The organism is Actinomadura alba (assembly GCF_014323705.1).
Classification (GTDB): domain Bacteria; phylum Actinomycetota; class Actinomycetes; order Streptosporangiales; family Streptosporangiaceae; genus Actinomadura_C; species Actinomadura_C alba.
This window is the reverse complement of record NZ_JABVEC010000024.1, coordinates 81989-98065: the sequence shown is the minus strand read 5'-3', so window position 1 is coordinate 98065 and position 16077 is coordinate 81989. Positions and strand designations below refer to the sequence as shown.

12 protein-coding genes are annotated in these 16077 nt (G+C 70.8%); 10 read left to right on the top strand and 2 right to left on the bottom strand.

Features of this window, described 5'->3' with window-relative positions; all coding sequences use genetic code 11:
* The first annotated feature begins 43 nt into the window (after window positions 1-43).
* The 10 genes from HKK74_RS27415 (at window position 44) to HKK74_RS27370 (ending at window position 13753) form a co-directional block, all read left to right on the top strand.
* Window positions 44-841: a DsbA family protein gene (locus HKK74_RS27415; protein ID WP_187246240.1), complete on the top strand. Its 798-nt coding sequence runs from the start codon at window positions 44-46 to the stop codon at window positions 839-841.
* Between the two features lie 86 nt (window positions 842-927).
* A complete protein-coding gene (gene lgt / locus HKK74_RS27410) occupies window positions 928-2253 on the top strand; it encodes a prolipoprotein diacylglyceryl transferase (protein WP_187246239.1) in 1326 nt (441 codons plus the stop codon).
* Window positions 2250-2963: a VIT1/CCC1 transporter family protein gene (locus HKK74_RS27405; RefSeq protein WP_312881821.1), complete on the top strand. Its 714-nt coding sequence runs from the start codon at window positions 2250-2252 to the stop codon at window positions 2961-2963. Before lgt ends, HKK74_RS27405 begins: the two co-directional genes overlap by 4 nt.
* A 208-nt stretch (window positions 2964-3171) precedes the next feature.
* Window positions 3172-3939: a hypothetical protein gene (locus HKK74_RS27400; protein WP_187246238.1), complete on the top strand. Its 768-nt coding sequence runs from the start codon at window positions 3172-3174 to the stop codon at window positions 3937-3939.
* A 95-nt stretch (window positions 3940-4034) separates the two neighbouring features.
* On the top strand, window positions 4035-5105 hold the full coding sequence (locus HKK74_RS27395) for a hypothetical protein (RefSeq protein ID WP_187246237.1): 1071 nt from the start codon (window positions 4035-4037) through the stop codon (window positions 5103-5105).
* A gap of 148 nt (window positions 5106-5253) precedes the next feature.
* On the top strand, window positions 5254-6198 hold the full coding sequence (locus HKK74_RS41050) for a hypothetical protein (RefSeq protein ID WP_187246236.1): 945 nt from the start codon (window positions 5254-5256) through the stop codon (window positions 6196-6198).
* A 389-nt stretch (window positions 6199-6587) separates the two neighbouring features.
* Window positions 6588-11150, top strand: coding sequence for a glutamate synthase large subunit (gltB, locus tag HKK74_RS27385; protein ID WP_376771562.1), 4563 nt, complete (start codon window positions 6588-6590; stop codon window positions 11148-11150).
* 15 nt (window positions 11151-11165) lie between these two features.
* On the top strand, window positions 11166-12629 hold the full coding sequence (locus tag HKK74_RS27380; RefSeq protein ID WP_187246235.1) for a glutamate synthase subunit beta: 1464 nt from the start codon (window positions 11166-11168) through the stop codon (window positions 12627-12629).
* A 100-nt stretch (window positions 12630-12729) separates the two neighbouring features.
* A complete protein-coding gene (locus tag HKK74_RS27375; RefSeq protein WP_222722788.1) occupies window positions 12730-13179 on the top strand; it encodes a helix-turn-helix transcriptional regulator in 450 nt (149 codons plus the stop codon).
* A gap of 115 nt (window positions 13180-13294) precedes the next feature.
* Window positions 13295-13753 carry a VOC family protein gene (locus HKK74_RS27370; RefSeq protein ID WP_187246234.1) on the top strand — a complete coding sequence of 153 codons (459 nt, stop codon included), beginning with the start codon at window positions 13295-13297 and terminating at the stop codon, window positions 13751-13753.
* Between the two features lie 55 nt (window positions 13754-13808).
* Here the strand turns inward: HKK74_RS27370 and HKK74_RS27365 are convergent, their stop codons facing one another.
* Both HKK74_RS27365 and HKK74_RS27360 read right to left on the bottom strand, forming a co-directional pair.
* Window positions 13809-14501: a maleylpyruvate isomerase family mycothiol-dependent enzyme gene (locus HKK74_RS27365; RefSeq protein WP_187246233.1), complete on the bottom strand. Its 693-nt coding sequence runs from the start codon at window positions 14499-14501 to the stop codon at window positions 13809-13811.
* Between the two features lie 102 nt (window positions 14502-14603).
* Window positions 14604-16031: a pyridoxal phosphate-dependent decarboxylase family protein gene (locus HKK74_RS27360; RefSeq protein WP_187246232.1), complete on the bottom strand. Its 1428-nt coding sequence runs from the start codon at window positions 16029-16031 to the stop codon at window positions 14604-14606.
* Window positions 16032-16077: the final 46 nt, after the last annotated feature.

Here is a 16077-nt window from a genome sequence, read left to right as displayed (position 1 = left end):
GCGCGGGTCATGAACGGGCAGTGATGAATTCGAAGGAGACGAGATGAGCAAGGCCGCGCGGGAGCGTACGGCCCGGGACCGGCTCGCCGAGGAGCGCAAGCGGCAGGCCGAGCGGCACAAGCGGCTCCGGGCGATCATGGTCACCTTGGGTGCCATCGCGGTGATCGCCGTCGTCGTGGTCGCCTTCGTGGCCGTCCAGTCCAACAGGGACAACACGGACGGCTACCAGGGGCCCCTCGCACCGCTGTCCCGCCAGGCCGACGGCTCGGTCGTGATGGCCAAGGCCGGGGTCGCCGGCCCGGTCCTCGAGGTCTTCGAGGACTTCCAGTGCCCGGCCTGCAAGAACTTCGAGGACGTCAACGGCGACACCGCGAAGCGGCTGGCGGCCGAGGGCAAGGTCAAGGTCATCTACCGGCCGTTCCGGCTGTTCCAGCAGGAGCCGCTGAAGTCGAACTCGCAGCGCGCGGCCAACGCCGCCGAGTGCGCCCCCGCGGACAAGTGGATCGCCCTTCACGACCTCATCTTCAAGAACCAGCCGGCCGAGGGCAGCAAGGGCTTCTCCAACAAGGACCTGATCGGCTGGGGTAAGGAGGCCGGCATCAACGACGCGGCCTTCGAGAAGTGCGTGAACCAAGGCGAGAAGAACTCCGTGGTCGACCAGGCCACCCAGTACGCGAGTTCCGCCGGTGTGCAGGGCACCCCCACCCTGAATCTCAACGGCACGAAGCTCGGCGACGACGCGACCTACACCCAGGCGGGTCTGGAGAAGGCGATTCAGGCGGCCGCGTCCGCGCCCGCCCCGAGTGCCACACCGAGTGCCACACCGAGCAAGAGCAACTAGAGTCCGCTTTGTACGCCGCGCCGCGGGTCCTCGATCGGTGAGGACCCGCGGCGGGCGCGGCCTTCCGGAAGGTAGCGTCAACCGTCATGCAGCCGCTCGCCTCTCTCCCCAGCCCATCCGATGGTGTCTGGCACCTCGGCCCCCTTCCCCTGCGGGCTTACGCCCTCATGATCATTATCGGGATCGTCGTCGCGATCTGGCTGGGTGAGCGGCGCTGGACCGCTCGTGGCGGTACACCGAACGTCGTGGTCGACGTCGCGGTCTGGACCGTGCCCTTCGGCCTCGTGGGCGGCCGGCTCTACCACGTGATCACCGACTACGAGCGTTACTTCGGCGACGGGCAGGACCCCGTCAACGTGCTGAAGATCTGGCACGGGGGGCTCGGGATCTGGGGGGCCATCGCGCTGGGCGCCGTGGGCGCCTGGATCGGCTGCCGGCGGCGGGGCATCTCGCTCGGCGCCTTCGGCGACGCCGTCGCCCCGGGCATCGCGCTGGCCCAGGCGATCGGCCGGTGGGGCAACTGGTGGAACCAGGAGCTGTACGGGAAGCCGCTCAACACCTGGTGGGCGGTGAAGATCGACGCCGCGCACCGGCCCGCGGATCCGAAGTACGCCGACATCGCCACCTACCACCCCACATTCCTCTACGAGTCGCTGTGGTGCGTCGGGGTCGCCGTCCTCGTCATCTGGGCGGGCCGGCGGTTCCGCCTCACCCATGGCCGCACGTTCGCGCTCTACGTCGCCGCCTACACCGTGGGGCGGTTCTGGATCGAATCCCTGCGCATCGACGACGCCCACCACCTCCTGGGAATGCGGCTCAACAACTGGACGGCTCTGATCGTCTTCATCGGCGCGGTGGCCTACCTCTGGCAGGCCCGTGGCCGTGCGGGTGGTGAGGAGGCCGTCACCGTCGCGGCGGCGGGCGTCGAGACCGCCTCGTCCACCGCCGACACCGCCGACCCCGTGCCCGCCGGTTCCGTCGCGGCGCCCGCTGCCGTCCAAGTGGAGAAGTCCGCGTCCGGATCGCCGCAGGCCGGCCCGGTCGCGGTGGCCACCGACGAGCGCGAGACCCCGCCCCCGGACGCGCCTGACGCCCCGGTGCCCGGCGCGCCGGAGAGCGCCACGGCCGATGAGCCGGTGGCGCCGGGAGGCGAGACGGCGGGCGCGGCGACCGAGCAGCTGGCCGACCAGACGACCGGTGCGGCGACCGAGCAGGCGGCGGACGAGGCCGCGGGCGGGGACGGTGACCGGGACCCGGAGGAGCCCGGCGATGAGTCCGGGACTCCCGCCGTGGACGAGCCGCGGCCCCCCGCCCAGGAGGACGCCGCCGAAGGCGATTCCGCCGTGGCGGGCGACCGCTCGAAGACGGCCGGGCCCTCGGCCGAGGAGGCGGCCGACAAGGAACCGTCGTGAGCGCGACGGCCTCCGACACAGAGATCCATCACGAGCACAGGGACGTCACGGGAGGCTGGCTACGGCCGGCCGTGTTCGGCGCGATGGACGGGCTGGTCTCCAACTTCGCGCTCATCGCGGGCGTCGCGGGCGGCCGGGCCGACCAGGAGGTCGTGGTGCTCGCGGGTCTGGCCGGCCTGGCGGCCGGTGCATTCTCCATGGCGGCGGGGGAGTACATCTCGGTGGCCTCGCAGGCCGAGCTCGCCGAGGCCGAGATCGAGGTCGAGCGGAGTGAGCTCGCCCGTCACCCGCGGGCCGAGCAGGCCGAGCTGGCCCGCCTCTATGAGGCTCGAGGGCTGGAGCCGGAGCTGGCCGCAGAGGTGGCCCGCCAGCTGTCCCGCGATCCTGAGGAGGCGCTGAGGGTCCACGCCGAGGCCGAGCTCGGCGTGTCACCGGACGATCTGCCGTCGCCGCTGCTGGCGGCCGGCTCCTCGTTCCTCTCGTTCGCCGTGGGCGCGTTCCTGCCCGTGCTCCCGTACCTGCTCGGCGCGCAGAGCCTGTGGCCGGCCGCGCTCATCGCCGCGGCGGGGCTGTTCCTGGCCGGTGCGGTCGTGTCCAAGATCACCGCACGGTCCTGGTGGTTCGGCGGCCTGCGCCAGTTCGCCTTCGGCGGGGTGGCCGCTCTGATCACTTTTGCCGTCGGCTCCCTCATCGGGACCAGCGGACTCTGACCCTTAACGTGCGACAAAACCGGAGGAATCGGGTGTTTGCCCGCGGCGTTCCCCAGGGGACCGCTAAGCTCACGAACGGCGAGCGACGTCCGCGCAAGCGGCCGCTCGCGTCGCAGTCACGGCGCGACGTCCGTGCGGCATCGGCGAAGGCGGACCCGCCGAGTGGGCGGAGCGAAGCGGAGGAATCGTGAGCGATACGAGTTCGCCCATGAAGACACGGCAGGCCGGAGGGGACGACGACTTCTGGCCCGAGGAACGATCGAGGCCCGTGTCCCCCAAGCTGCTGATGGGGATTGCCGCGGTACTGGTCATTGTGGTGATCGGCGTCGTGGTCGTCATGGTCCTCGGCTCGGGCGACGACGACAAGGGGGGAGCGGCCACCGGGAACGGGCCGGGCGCGCCGCCCACCGTGTGGGTCGGTACCGCCGCGAGCGCGGGCACGGCGAAGCTCAACCTGCGCAGCGCGGACCGGCGGCCGCTGAACGAGGGCGAGATCTTCACCAACGAGGTCAAGAGCGTCTCGCACGGCAAGTACACCTTCAACCTCGCCGCCTCCCAGCTCTCCAACGACTGCGGTTCGGTGACCTGGGGTCAGCGCCTCCAGGCCGACCTGCGCAAGTACGGATGCACCCAGATCGTGCGGGGCGCGTACCTGTCCACCGACAAGAAGCACGTCGGCCAGTTCATCGCCATCAACCTCGACCGGCTGGAGGGCGCGGACCAGATCGTCCGTGATCTCGACCCGCAGACCAACGCCGGGTTCGTGCTGCCGCTCAACGCGCCGGGCGTGTCCAAGTTCGGGACGGGCTTCAGCGCCGCCTACGGTCAGCCCTTCGGGCACTACGTGGTCCTCAGCTGGGTGCAGCGCAACGGGGGCGCCCGGCCGGACTCGATGAACGAGCTGCTCGACGCCAGCGTCGCCATCGAAGGCGCCGACGACTTCGTCTGGCAGCGCCTCATCCTGGCCGGCGGCTGAGGAGACCGCATGGACGGTTCCGCTTCGCAGGTCCACCTGGACCGGGCGCCTGTCCGGACGCTGGCCCGAACCCCGGGAAGGTCGCTCGCGCCGAGGTGAGCAGAGACCCGAACCCCTCCCACGGCGGTCGCAGGTCCGCGCCGGCCGCACGGGGATCCCGGCAGGACAAGGCCCGGCAAGAGCGGGCCCGCCAAGAACGGGCCCGTCAGGAGCGGATCCGGCAGGAACGGGCCCGCCAGGAGCGGGCACGTCCGGACGGGTCCCGCCAGGACGGCGGTTCCCGGGAGCGTGTCCCCAGGGAGCGCACCGGCAGGAAGGGCACGGGTACCGGCGCGAAGCGCGTCCGCCCGGGCGGATCGCGGCCCGTGGCCGGCTCGCGCGACGCAGCCCGCACCGCCGGGGCGATGCCCGGCCGCCCGCGCCGGAGGCCGCCCCGCGCCCCCGGCGCCGCCGCCGGATCTCGCCGGCCCGGCGCGGCGCCGGTGATGTTCTTCGGCGCGGCGGCGCTCCTGGTGGTCGGGCTGGTCGCCGCAGTGGTGGTGGTCGGGCTCGACGGCGGCGAACGCTCCGCCCCGCGGTCGACTGTGGGCCGCCCCGACGAGGACGGCGTCGTTCCCTCCACGTACTCGTCCGCGCCGTCCACGGCCGCGTTCGGCGCGATCGACCGGCGTACGGCCGATGCCGCCCCGCTCACCGGCGAGGAGGTGTTCCCGGCGCGCTCCCGGTCCCTGGCCGGGCCGGCCGGCAAAGGCAAGCTGACCCTGCGAGACCAGCGCCTCGACGCCGACTGCGCCGAGGCGGTGTGGGGCGTGACGGTGGGCGAAGCGCTCCGCGAGGGCGGCTGCACCCAGGCGGCCCGGGGGGCCTACTCCGGCGGTGGCCACGGCATGACCGTCGCGATCTTCAACATGGCCGGGGCCGAGGACGCGAATCGCCTGGTCACGGTTCTCGGCCAGAGCGGCGGAGGCGGCTTCGTGAAGCCGCTCGGCGACTTCGGGCAGGGGTTCAGCATGGCCCGAGGTCTGGCGATGGGTCACTACGCGGTCGTCGGCTGGGTGCAACGTCTCGACGGCAAGGGCGATGCACAAGATGAGGCTCTGCTGTCCCTCCTCGTCCAGTCCGGCGACTCCAAGGCCGTCCTCGCCCGGGCCGTGCGGCCGCGGTGACCGACCGTGGTCCGGGCGGCGGGACGTGGAGCGTCCGGGACCGGGGGACGGCCGGGAACGAGGTACGAGTGATCGGCTGCGACGATGAGCGTGGAACGGCCATGGGGGTCGGCCGCGTCGAAGGGTCGTACGAAAGGAATGCGTTCAGGTGAGCTATCCGTATCCCCATGACCCGTCCCAGCAGCCGCCGGCCGGCCCGCCGCCCGGAGGCTGGGGAGGGGTGCCGCAGGGACCGGTGCCTCCTCCCGGCGGCCCTGGCTGGCAGCACCGGCAGATGATGCCCGGGGGACCTGGCATGCCGCCCGGCCCGCCCTACGGGCCGCCGCCGTCCGGTGGGTCCAACACCGGTTTGATCATCGGCTTGGTGGCGGGCGGCGCTTTCATGATCGTCGTCGTTCTGGCGGTCGTGCTCGTCGCGGTGCGCGGCGGGGACCCGGAGCCGTCCCCGACCGTCCGGACGTCCACGAGCGGCGCACCGGTCGCGGGCGCCGAGCTGAAGCCGAACGAGTATGACGGCGACCCCTCGTGGAGCCTGTGGGATCCCCTCAACGACCGCTCGAACGACAGTGCCCCGCTCAGTGCCGAGGAGGTCTTCGGCAGCAGGGACTCCAGCAGTGTCGAGGACAGCCGCAAGAACCTCTACACAGTGCTCGGCAACGGCGGCCGGCTCGACACCGACTGCGCGCAGGCGGTCTGGGGTGAGGCGCTCAGGTCCGCGCTGCGGAGCCATGGCTGCACTCAGGCCGTGCGAGGCGTCTACACCGACTCCAGCAGGCGGGTCGTGGGGCACGTCGCGGTGTTCAACCTGCGTGACGTGACCAGTGCCGACCAGTTCATCAAGGATCTCGACCCCGCGACCGGAAAGGGCTTTCTCGTCCCGCTGTCCGGACAGCCGTCCCCGGTGGAGCGGTTCGGCACCGGCTACTCCGGGGCCGACGCCGGTGCGTACGGTCACCTGGTGGTCGTGTCCTGGGTCGGCTACACCGATGGCACGAACGACTCCTCCTCGAGCCTGGACGCCATTGCCCCGCGCTCGGCGGTGGAGCGGGCCGCCAAGAACTTCCTGTTCTCCCGGGTGACCAGGGCCCGCTGACCCGGCGGCCGGTAACGGTACCGAGGCACCCGGCCGGTGGCCGCCGAGGGGCCCCGGCGGGTCGCCGCCGTGCCGCTACGGTGCGGCCAGCAGAGATCCTTGAAAACGCATTGCCCCGATTTGGCGGTTTCTTGTAGCCCTGTGGTATCTCATCGTGGGTACTGGGTACATACATGGAGGATCCACCCCTTATGCAACGCCCGAAAGGCTCCGTCGAACGGTGCCGTGCGGGCGTTGCGCTTCCTCAGGGATCATCCGCACGGACGGCGTGACCAGGAGAAGTTTCGCGATCACGGCGATTCGGGGATGATCCCGACGGTGATGTAACCTCGTTACACCGCAGGCAGGGCCAACGCCGTCCCCGACTGCACTGACTTAACAGCAGTGACATGACGACGACGGGAGGGTTGATGACGGCTGCCGCCCTCACTCCTGGGCTGCCAGAACCCCAGGGGCTCTATGACCCGGCCAACGAGCACGACGCCTGCGGCGTCGGCATGGTGGCCGATCTCACCGGACGCAAGAGCCACGACATCGTCGAGAAGGCTCTGACCGTCCTACGCAATCTGGATCATCGCGGTGCCAAGGGCGCCGAACCCGACGACGGCGACGGCGCGGGCATCCTGACCCAGATTCCGGACGCGTTCTTCCGCGAGGTCGTCGACTTCGTGCTACCCGCCCCAGGCGCCTACGCCGCGGGCATCGCGTTCCTGCCCGCCGACGCCGCCGAGCGCGCCGCCACCGTACGGAAGATCACCGAGGTGGCCGCCGACGAGGGCCTGACGATCCTCGGCTGGCGCGAGATGCCCTACGACCCGCAGTTCTGCGGGCCGACCGCCCGCCGGGTCATGCCGCACTTCGCCCAGCTCTTCCTGGCGGCCGACGACGGGCGCACCGCCCTGGAGCTGGACCGGCTGGTGTTCTGCATGCGCGAGCGCGTCGAGCAGGACACCGGCGTCTACTTCCCCAGCCTGTCCAGCCGCACCATCGTCTACAAGGGCATGCTGACGACCCCCCAGCTGGAGCCGTTCTTCCCAGACCTGTCCGACCGGCGGTTCACCAGCGCGATCGCGCTGGTGCACTCGCGGTTCTCGACCAACACCTTCCCGGCCTGGGAACTCGCCCACCCGTACCGGTTCATCGCCCACAACGGTGAGATCAACACGGTCAAGGGCAACCGGAACTGGATGCGCGCGCGTGAGGCGCTGCTGGCCTCCGACGTGATCCCCGGCGACCTGTCCCGGATCTACCCGGTGATCGACATCGAGGCGAGCGACACCGCCTCGTTCGACGAGTGCCTGGAGCTGCTGCACCTCGGCGGCCGTTCCCTGGCCCACTCGGTGCTCATGATGATCCCGGAGGCCTGGGAGAACCACACCGAGATGGATCCGGCCCGCCGGGCCTTCTATGAGTTCCACTCCACCCTCATGGAGGCGTGGGACGGCCCCGCGAGCGTGACCTTCACCGACGGCACCGTCGTCGGCGCGGTTCTCGACCGCAACGGCCTGCGCCCCGGCCGCTTCTGGGTGACCGAGGACGGCTTCGTCGTCCTCGCCAGCGAGGCCGGCGTGCTCGACATCGACCCGGCCACGGTCGTCCGCAAGGGCCGCCTGCAGCCCGGCCGGATCTTCCTGGTCGACACCGAGGCCGGCCGCATCATCGAAGACGACGAGATCAAGGCCGAACTCGCCGCCGAGCACCCCTACGCCGACTGGCTGCGCGACGGCCTCGTACGGTTCGGGGAACTGCCCGCCCGCGAGCTCGAACACCCCAGCCACGAGACCCTCGTCAAGCGGCAGCAGGCCTTCGGCTACACCCAGGAGGAGCTGCGGATCCTGCTGGCGCCCATGGCCCGCACCGGCGCCGAGCCGATCGGATCCATGGGAACCGACACCCCGCTCGCGGCCCTGTCCGACCGCCCGAGGCTGCTGTTCGACTACTTCAAGCAGCTGTTCGCCCAGGTCACCAACCCGCCGCTGGACGCCATCCGCGAGGAGCTCGTCACCTCGCTGCAGTCCACCCTCGGCCCCGAGAGCAACCTGCTCGACCCGGGCCCCGACTCCTGCCGGCGGCTGGTGCTGCCCACCCCGATCCTGGACAACGACGAGCTCGCCAAGATCGTCCACATCAACGACGAGGACACCCTCCCCGGCCTGGAGGCCCACGTCGTGCACGGGCTGTACGACGTCAACGGCGGCGGCGAGGCCCTCCAAGAGCGCCTCGCCGAGATCTGCGACGAGGTGTCCGGCGCCATCCGCGGGGGAGCGCGCATCATCGTGCTCTCCGACCGGGGCTCGGACTCCACCCGGGCGGCGATACCCGCGCTGATGTTCACCGGAGCGGTGCACCACCACCTGATCCGGGAGAAGACCCGCACCCAGGTCGGCCTGGTCCTCGAGACCGCCGAGGCCCGCGAGTGCCACCACATGGCCCTGCTCATCGGCTACGGCGCATCCGCGATCAACCCCTACCTCGCCATCGAGACGGTCGAGGACCTGGTCAAGGCCGGCGTGATCACCGGCATCGAGGCCGAGCAGGCCACCCGCAACCTGGTCAAGGCCTACGGCAAGGGCGTGCTCAAGGTCATGTCCAAGATGGGGGTGTCCACGGTCGCCTCCTACACCGGAGCGCAGATCTTCGAGGCCATCGGCCTCGGCCCCGAGGTCATCGACCGGTGCTTCACGGGCACCACCTCCCGCCTCGGCGGGGTCGGCTTCGACGTCATCGCTCGCGAGGCCGCCGAGCGCCACCACCGTGCCTACCCGCCCCGCGGCAACGAGGTCGCGCACCGCACCCTCGAGGTCGGCGGCGAGTACCAGTGGCGCCGGGAGGGCGAGCCGCACCTGTTCAACCCCGACACGGTGTTCAAGCTGCAGCACGCCACCCGCACCCGTCGGTACGAGATCTTCAAGGAGTACACCGCACTGGTGGACTCCCAGGCCGAGAAGCTCATGACGCTCCGCGGCCTGTTCAAGCTGCGCGAGGGCGTCCGGCCACCGGTCCCGCTCGACGAGGTCGAGCCGGTCTCCGAGATCGTCAAGCGGTTCTCCACCGGCGCCATGTCGTACGGGTCCATCTCGGCCGAGGCGCACGAGAACCTCGCCATCGCGATGAACCGCCTCGGCGGCAAGTCCAACACCGGCGAGGGCGGCGAGGACCCCGAGCGGTTCATCCCCGACGGCAACGGCGACCTGCGTCGTTCCGCGGTGAAGCAGGTCGCCTCCGGCCGCTTCGGCGTCACCTCGGAGTACCTCAGCAACGCCGACGACCTGCAGATCAAGATGGCGCAGGGCGCCAAGCCCGGCGAGGGCGGCCAGCTGCCCGGCCACAAGGTCTACCCCTGGATCGCCAAGACCCGGCACTCCACCCCCGGGGTCGGCCTGATCTCCCCGCCGCCGCACCACGACATCTACTCGATCGAGGACCTCGCCCAGCTCATCCACGACCTCAAGAACTCCAACCCGTCGGCGCGCGTGCACGTCAAGCTCGTCGCCGAGGTCGGGGTCGGCACGGTCGCGGCCGGCGTGTCCAAGGCGCACGCCGACGTCGTCCTGATCAGCGGCCACGACGGCGGCACCGGCGCCTCACCGCTCACCTCGATCAAGCACGCGGGCGCGCCGTGGGAGCTCGGCCTGGCCGAGACCCAGCAGACCCTGCTGCTCAACGGGCTGCGCGACCGGATCGTCGTACAGACCGACGGCCAGATGAAGACCGGCCGCGACGTGATCATCGCCGCGCTCCTCGGCGCCGAGGAGTACGGCTTCGCGACCGCGCCGCTGGTGGTCTCCGGCTGCGTCATGATGCGGGTCTGCCACCTCGACACCTGCCCCGTCGGCGTGGCCACGCAGAACCCCGAGCTGCGCAAGCGGTTCACCGGCAAGCCCGAGTTCGTCGTCAACTTCTTCGAGTTCATCGCCGAGGAGGTACGGGAACACCTCGCCGCCCTCGGCTTCCGCTCCCTCGACGAGGCGATCGGGCAGGTCCAGCTGATCGACCCGCGCGACGCCGTCGACCACTGGAAGGCCGGCGGGCTCGACCTCGCACCGATCCTGCACCGGCCGGAGCTGCCCGAGGGCACCCCGTTGCGCCGCACCACCGCCCAGGACCACGGACTGGAGAAGGCGCTCGACAACACCCTCATCCAGCTCGCCGAAGGCGCCATCGCCTACGGCGACCCGGTCCGGCTGGACATCCCGATCCGCAACGTGAACCGGACGGTCGGCACCATGCTCGGCCACGAGGTCACCAAGAAGTGGGGCGGCGACGGCCTGCCGGACGACACCGTCGACGTCACCTTCACCGGCTCGGCCGGCAACTCGTTCGGTGCCTTCGTCCCGCGCGGCGTCACCCTCCGGCTGATCGGCGACGCCAACGACTACCTCGGCAAGGGACTGTCCGGCGGCCGCCTCACCGTGCGTCCGCACCCGGACGCCCCGTTCGTCGCCGAGGAGCAGATCGCCGCCGGCAACGTCGCCCTCTACGGGGCGACCTCCGGCCAGCTGTTCCTGCGCGGCATCGCGGGGGAGCGGTTCTGCGTCCGCAACTCCGGGGCGACCGCCGTCGTCGAGGGCGTCGGCGACCACGGCTGCGAGTACATGACCGGAGGCCGAGCAGTCATCCTCGGCGCGACCGGGCGCAACTTCGCGGCCGGCATGTCCGGAGGCATCGCCTACGTCCTCGACCTCGCGCCGGAGCGGGTCAACCCGGAGATGGTCGACCTCGACCCGCTCTCCGACGACGACCGCGGCTTCCTACGCGAGATCGTCCAGCGGCACCTCGACGAGACCGGATCCGCGATCGCCGAAAAGCTCCTCGCCCACTGGGACGCCTCGGTCGACCGGTTCGGGAAGGTCATGCCACGCGACTACAAGCGCGTGCTCGAGGCCCGCGCGAAGGCCGAGGCAGAGGGACGAGACGTCGATGACGCGGTCATGACCGCGGTACACGGCTGAAAGGGGGACTGATACATGGCCGACCCGAAGGGGTTCATGACCCACCCGCGCGAGCTGCCGAGCCGCCGCCCGGTCGACGTCCGGATCCGTGACTGGCACGAGGTCTACGAGGACTTCGCCCGGCCGGCGCTCGAACGGCAGGCGAGCCGCTGCATGGACTGCGGCATCCCGTTCTGCCACCAGGGCTGCCCGCTCGGCAACCTCATCCCCGAGTGGAACGACCTCGTCCACCGGTACGACTGGCGGCAGGCCATCGAGCGCCTGCACGCCACGAACAACTTCCCCGAGTTCACCGGCAGGCTGTGCCCCGCCCCGTGCGAGACCGCCTGCGTCCTCGGCATCAACTCCGACCCCGTCACCATCAAGCGGATCGAAGTCGAGATCATCGACCGCGCCTGGGCCGAGGGCTGGGTCCGCCCCCAGCCGCCCGCGGTCAAGACCGGCCGGCGGGTCGCGGTCGTCGGCTCCGGACCGGCCGGGCTCGCCGCCGCCCAGCAGCTCACCCGCGCCGGTCACGACGTCGTCGTGTACGAGAGGGCCGACCGCATCGGCGGACTGCTCCGCTACGGCATCCCCGAGTTCAAGATGGAGAAGCGCCACATCGAGCGGCGCATCGCCCAGATGCGCGCCGAGGGCACCGAGTTCAAGACCTCGGTCAACATCGGCGTCGACATCACCGCCGACGAGCTGCGGCGCACCCACGACGCCGTGCTGCTCGCCGGCGGTGCCACCGCATGGCGCGACCTGCCCGTACCCGGCCGGGAACTGCGCGGCATCCACCAGGCCATGGAGTACCTCCCCGAGTCCAACCGGGTTCAGGAGGGCGACCAGGACCAGCCCGCGATCACCGCGGCGGGCAAGCACGTCGTGGTGATCGGTGGTGGCGACACCGGCGCCGACTGCATCGGCACCGCCCTCCGCCAGGGCGCCGCCTCCGTCACCCAGCTCGAGATCATGCCGCGGCCGCCGGAGGCCCGCCCCGACTCCCAGCCGTGGCCCACCTACCCCATGCTCTTCAAGATCGAGAGCGCCCACGAGGAACTCGCCGACAAGGGCGGCGAGCGCGTCTACGCGTTCTCCACCCAGGAGTTCGTCGGCGACGACGACGGCAACGTCAAGGCGCTCCGCATGATCGAGGTCGAGGGTCCCGCGAGCGGCTTCAAGCCGATCCCCGGCACCGAGCGGGAGATCCCGGCGGAACTCGTCACCCTCGCCATGGGCTTCCTCGGGCCAGAGAAGGCCGGCCTGCTCGAACAGCTCGGGGTCGACCTGGACGGCCGAGGCAACGTGCAGCGCGACAAGACGTACAAGACCTCACTCGACGGAGTCTTCGTCGCCGGCGACATGGGCCGCGGCCAGTCCCTGATCGTCTGGGCCATCGCCGAAGGCCGCGCGGCCGCCGCGGGCCTCGACAAGTGGCTCACCGGCCACACCGGCCTGCCGTATCCGATCCCGCCGACGGCCAGGCCCATGGCCTGATCGACGCACGACCCGGCACCGGGCCCTCCTCGACCGGGGAGGGCCCGCCCCCTGGTGAAGGGGACGCCGTGGGCACGGCATCGATGGCAGGATCGCGACCATGAAGACCCACCCGCCGGCACCGCCCGTCGCCCGGGAGGGCACCCGGCCGCCCGACCCCGCACTCCTGCGGCGCATGCGCATCGCCAAGGACACGATGGACCGGGACTGGGCCGAGCCGCTGGACGTCGCGACCGTCGCCGCCCGCGCCGGCTACTCCACGTACCACTTCGTACGACGCTTCCGCGAGGTGTACGGCGAGACCCCGGGGCAGTACCTCAGCCGCCGGCGGATCGAGCGCGCCCAGGACATGCTGCGCTCGGCCAACCTCACCGTCACCGAGATCTGCATGCTGGTGGGCTTCACCAGCCTCGGCACGTTCTGCACCCGCTTCAAGCAACAGACCGGAATGACCCCCGGCCGGTTCCGCGAGAGCGCCCGCCAGAGCGGATCCGCGCACGTCCCCGGCTGCTTCGTGCTCTTCTGGGCGGGCGGCTTTCGCGGCGCCTGAGCAATTTTCGAGAAGGCGTGAGCGGCCGCCGCTACCTAGCGTGAACGCGCAGAACCGCGAACACCACACCGCGAACACCCCTACACCGCGAACACCTCTCGAAGGAGCACATCGAATGATCACGGGACTCGGGCTCGCCACCATCTGGGTGCTCGACCAGGACTCCGCCAAGGAGTTCTTCACCGAGAAGCTCGGCCTCGAGCTCAGATACGACATGACCCTCGGCGAGGGCGGCATGCGCTGGGTCACCGTCGGCGCGAAGAACCAGCCGGAACTGCAGCTGACCCTCATGGTGCCCGGCCCCCCGTCGCTGGACCCCGAGTCCGCCGAACAGCTCAAGGCACTGATCACCAAGGGAGTGCTCGGAGCCGGCGCTTTCAACACCGACGACTGCCACGCCGCGCACCGCGAGCTGTCCGCCAAGGGCGTCACGTTCCTGCAGGAACCCCAGAAACGCCCGTACGGCATCGAGGCCATCTTCCGCGACGACTCGGGCAACTGGTACAGCCTTACCCAGCCCTTCGACGAACTCGACGAGAGCGCCGGCTGGGGCGGAAGCGAGGAGCAGGCCTAGAGGAGGGCGGCCGCCGTCCGCTCGCGCTCCTGATCGTGATCTGCGTCAAGCGGCGTCAGGCAGTCAGGGGACCGTCCAGGATGTGCCGGCCGGCTTGCTGGTCGCCCTCCCACACGAATGCCTCGCTGTCGCCTCGCACTCTGCCCCAGAGCAGTAGCAGAAGGTTCTCCGCGGTGGCGGAGAGCGTGGCCACCGGGACACCTGGGCCATACGTCCAGCAGGTTCCGGTGTCCGTGGCTTCAAGCCGCAGCGCGGATGCGGGCGGTTTCGCACGGCCTCGGGCCATCTGCCTCGGCGCCATCGTGTCGAAGACTTCCGCAACCCCCTCACCTGCCAGTTCGGCGTCGAGCAGGCTCGGTATACCGATCGCGTGTTCGGCGTCCCAGCGGTGCACGAGCGCCTCCAGGCAGCGGCGCCGCTGCCAGAAACCGACCGTATGCGGCGGGTGAAACGCCCAGGCGCTGGTACCGGGATCCCTGTCCAGTGCGTGGAGCAACGTCGCGGACGACTCCTCGAACCAGCTCACCAGCGCAGCCGGATCCCGAGGAGCCGCCGGAGGCTTGTAGTCACCACGCTGCTCGATCACAGCAGCCGCCGCCCACAGATTCGAACCGCCCAGGTGGTCCGCCAGATCGTGCAGCGTCCAATCGCCACAGTGCTCGATCCGCGCTGACAAGTCACGGCTGAGACAGGCCTGGAAGGTATCGAGTTCCCGGCGCAGGTGAAGGAGAAGCGACGCAGACCTCATGGCCGGTGAACCTAGCCGAGCCCTCTGACAGCACTGGACGACCGGCCAAGACCCGCCGGACAGGAGGCTCTAGAGCACCCGGACCACCGGCCGGCTCGTCGCTCAGCCGGCCTTTTCGGCGCCGAGCTCCCGGACGACCTCGACGAACAGCTCGATGTCGGACACCGTCGTACGCCAGTTCACGATCGCGGGCCGCAGCACCGTCATCCCGCGATAGGTGCTCGTACCCGCGTAGACCCGGCCGTCGGCCAGCAGCGCCGCGCCCAACCGGGCGTTGAGGTCGTCCAGCCGCTCCTCCGGCACGCCCCGCGGGCGGTACCGGAAGCACACCACGCACAACCGCACCGGCGCCAGCAACTCCAGATCCGGATCACCCTCGACGAGCCCGCCCAGGTGGGCCGCCACGTCCAGATGGCGCTCCACCATCGCCCGGTACCCCTCACGCCCGTACGCGTACAGCGTCGCCCAGATGGGCAGAGCACGCGCCCGCCGCGACGACTCCGGGCCGAGCATGTTGTAGTTGACGTGCTCGTCGTCGGCGTCCGGCAGATAGGCGGCACCCCACGCACCGAACGCCCGGCCCGGCAGCGAGGCGTCGCGCACGAACGAGAACCCGCTCTCATAGGGCACATTCAGCCATTTGTGCCCGTCGACGGTCACCGAATCGGCCCGCTCGACCCCCCGGGCCATGTGCGCGGTCCGCGGCGAGAGCGCCGAGAACATCCCGAACGCCCCGTCGACGTGCAGCCAGGCGCCGTACCGCTCGGCGAGATCGGCGAGCGGCTCGATCGGATCGGAGTCGCCGGTGTTGACCTCCCCGACATTGCCCACCAGGACCGCCGGGCCGCCGATCTCGGCGAGGGCCGCCTCCATCGCCGCCAGATCCAGCCGCCCGGTGTCGTCGAGCGCGAACGTCCGCAGCGTGTCACGGCCGCACCCGAGGATCTGCAGGGCCTTCCGGGTGCTCACGTGCACATAACCGCTGCTGAGCACCGGCATCGCCGGCAGCCCCGCCAGACCCCGCGCCGTCACGTCCACACCGTGCCGATCCGCCCACCAGAACCTCGCACAGGCCAGACCGCTCACGTGCGCCAGCGTCGCACTCGGCGTGAGCACCCCGCCCCACGACTCCGGCAGGCCGAACAACTCTTTCAACCAGCGGAGCACGACGCCCTCGGCACGCGCGGCGAACGGCGAGGTCGCCCACAACCCCGACGCCTGGTCCAGCAGCGAGGTGATCCAGTCGCCCGCCACGGCCGCCGGCGTCGCCCCGCCCACCACGAAATGGAAGAACCGCGGCCCGGCCGAATGCGTCCCCGCCTCGGTGCCGACGCGCAGCAACCGCTCGACCCCCGCCACGGCCCCCGCCCCCCGCTCGGGCAGCGGGCCGTCGAGCTCGTCGAGCAGCACATCGCGCGTCCGGTCGTGCACCAGGCGGTCGGGGAGGCTCCGCAGGTACGGTTCTGCGGCCGCTCCGACCAGGTTCAGCGCGGCGGCGGCCTCATCTCGTTCACCAAGGGGGTCGGCCATCACGCAAGTGAATCAGGGGCACGGCGGCGTTGTCGATCTTTCCCCG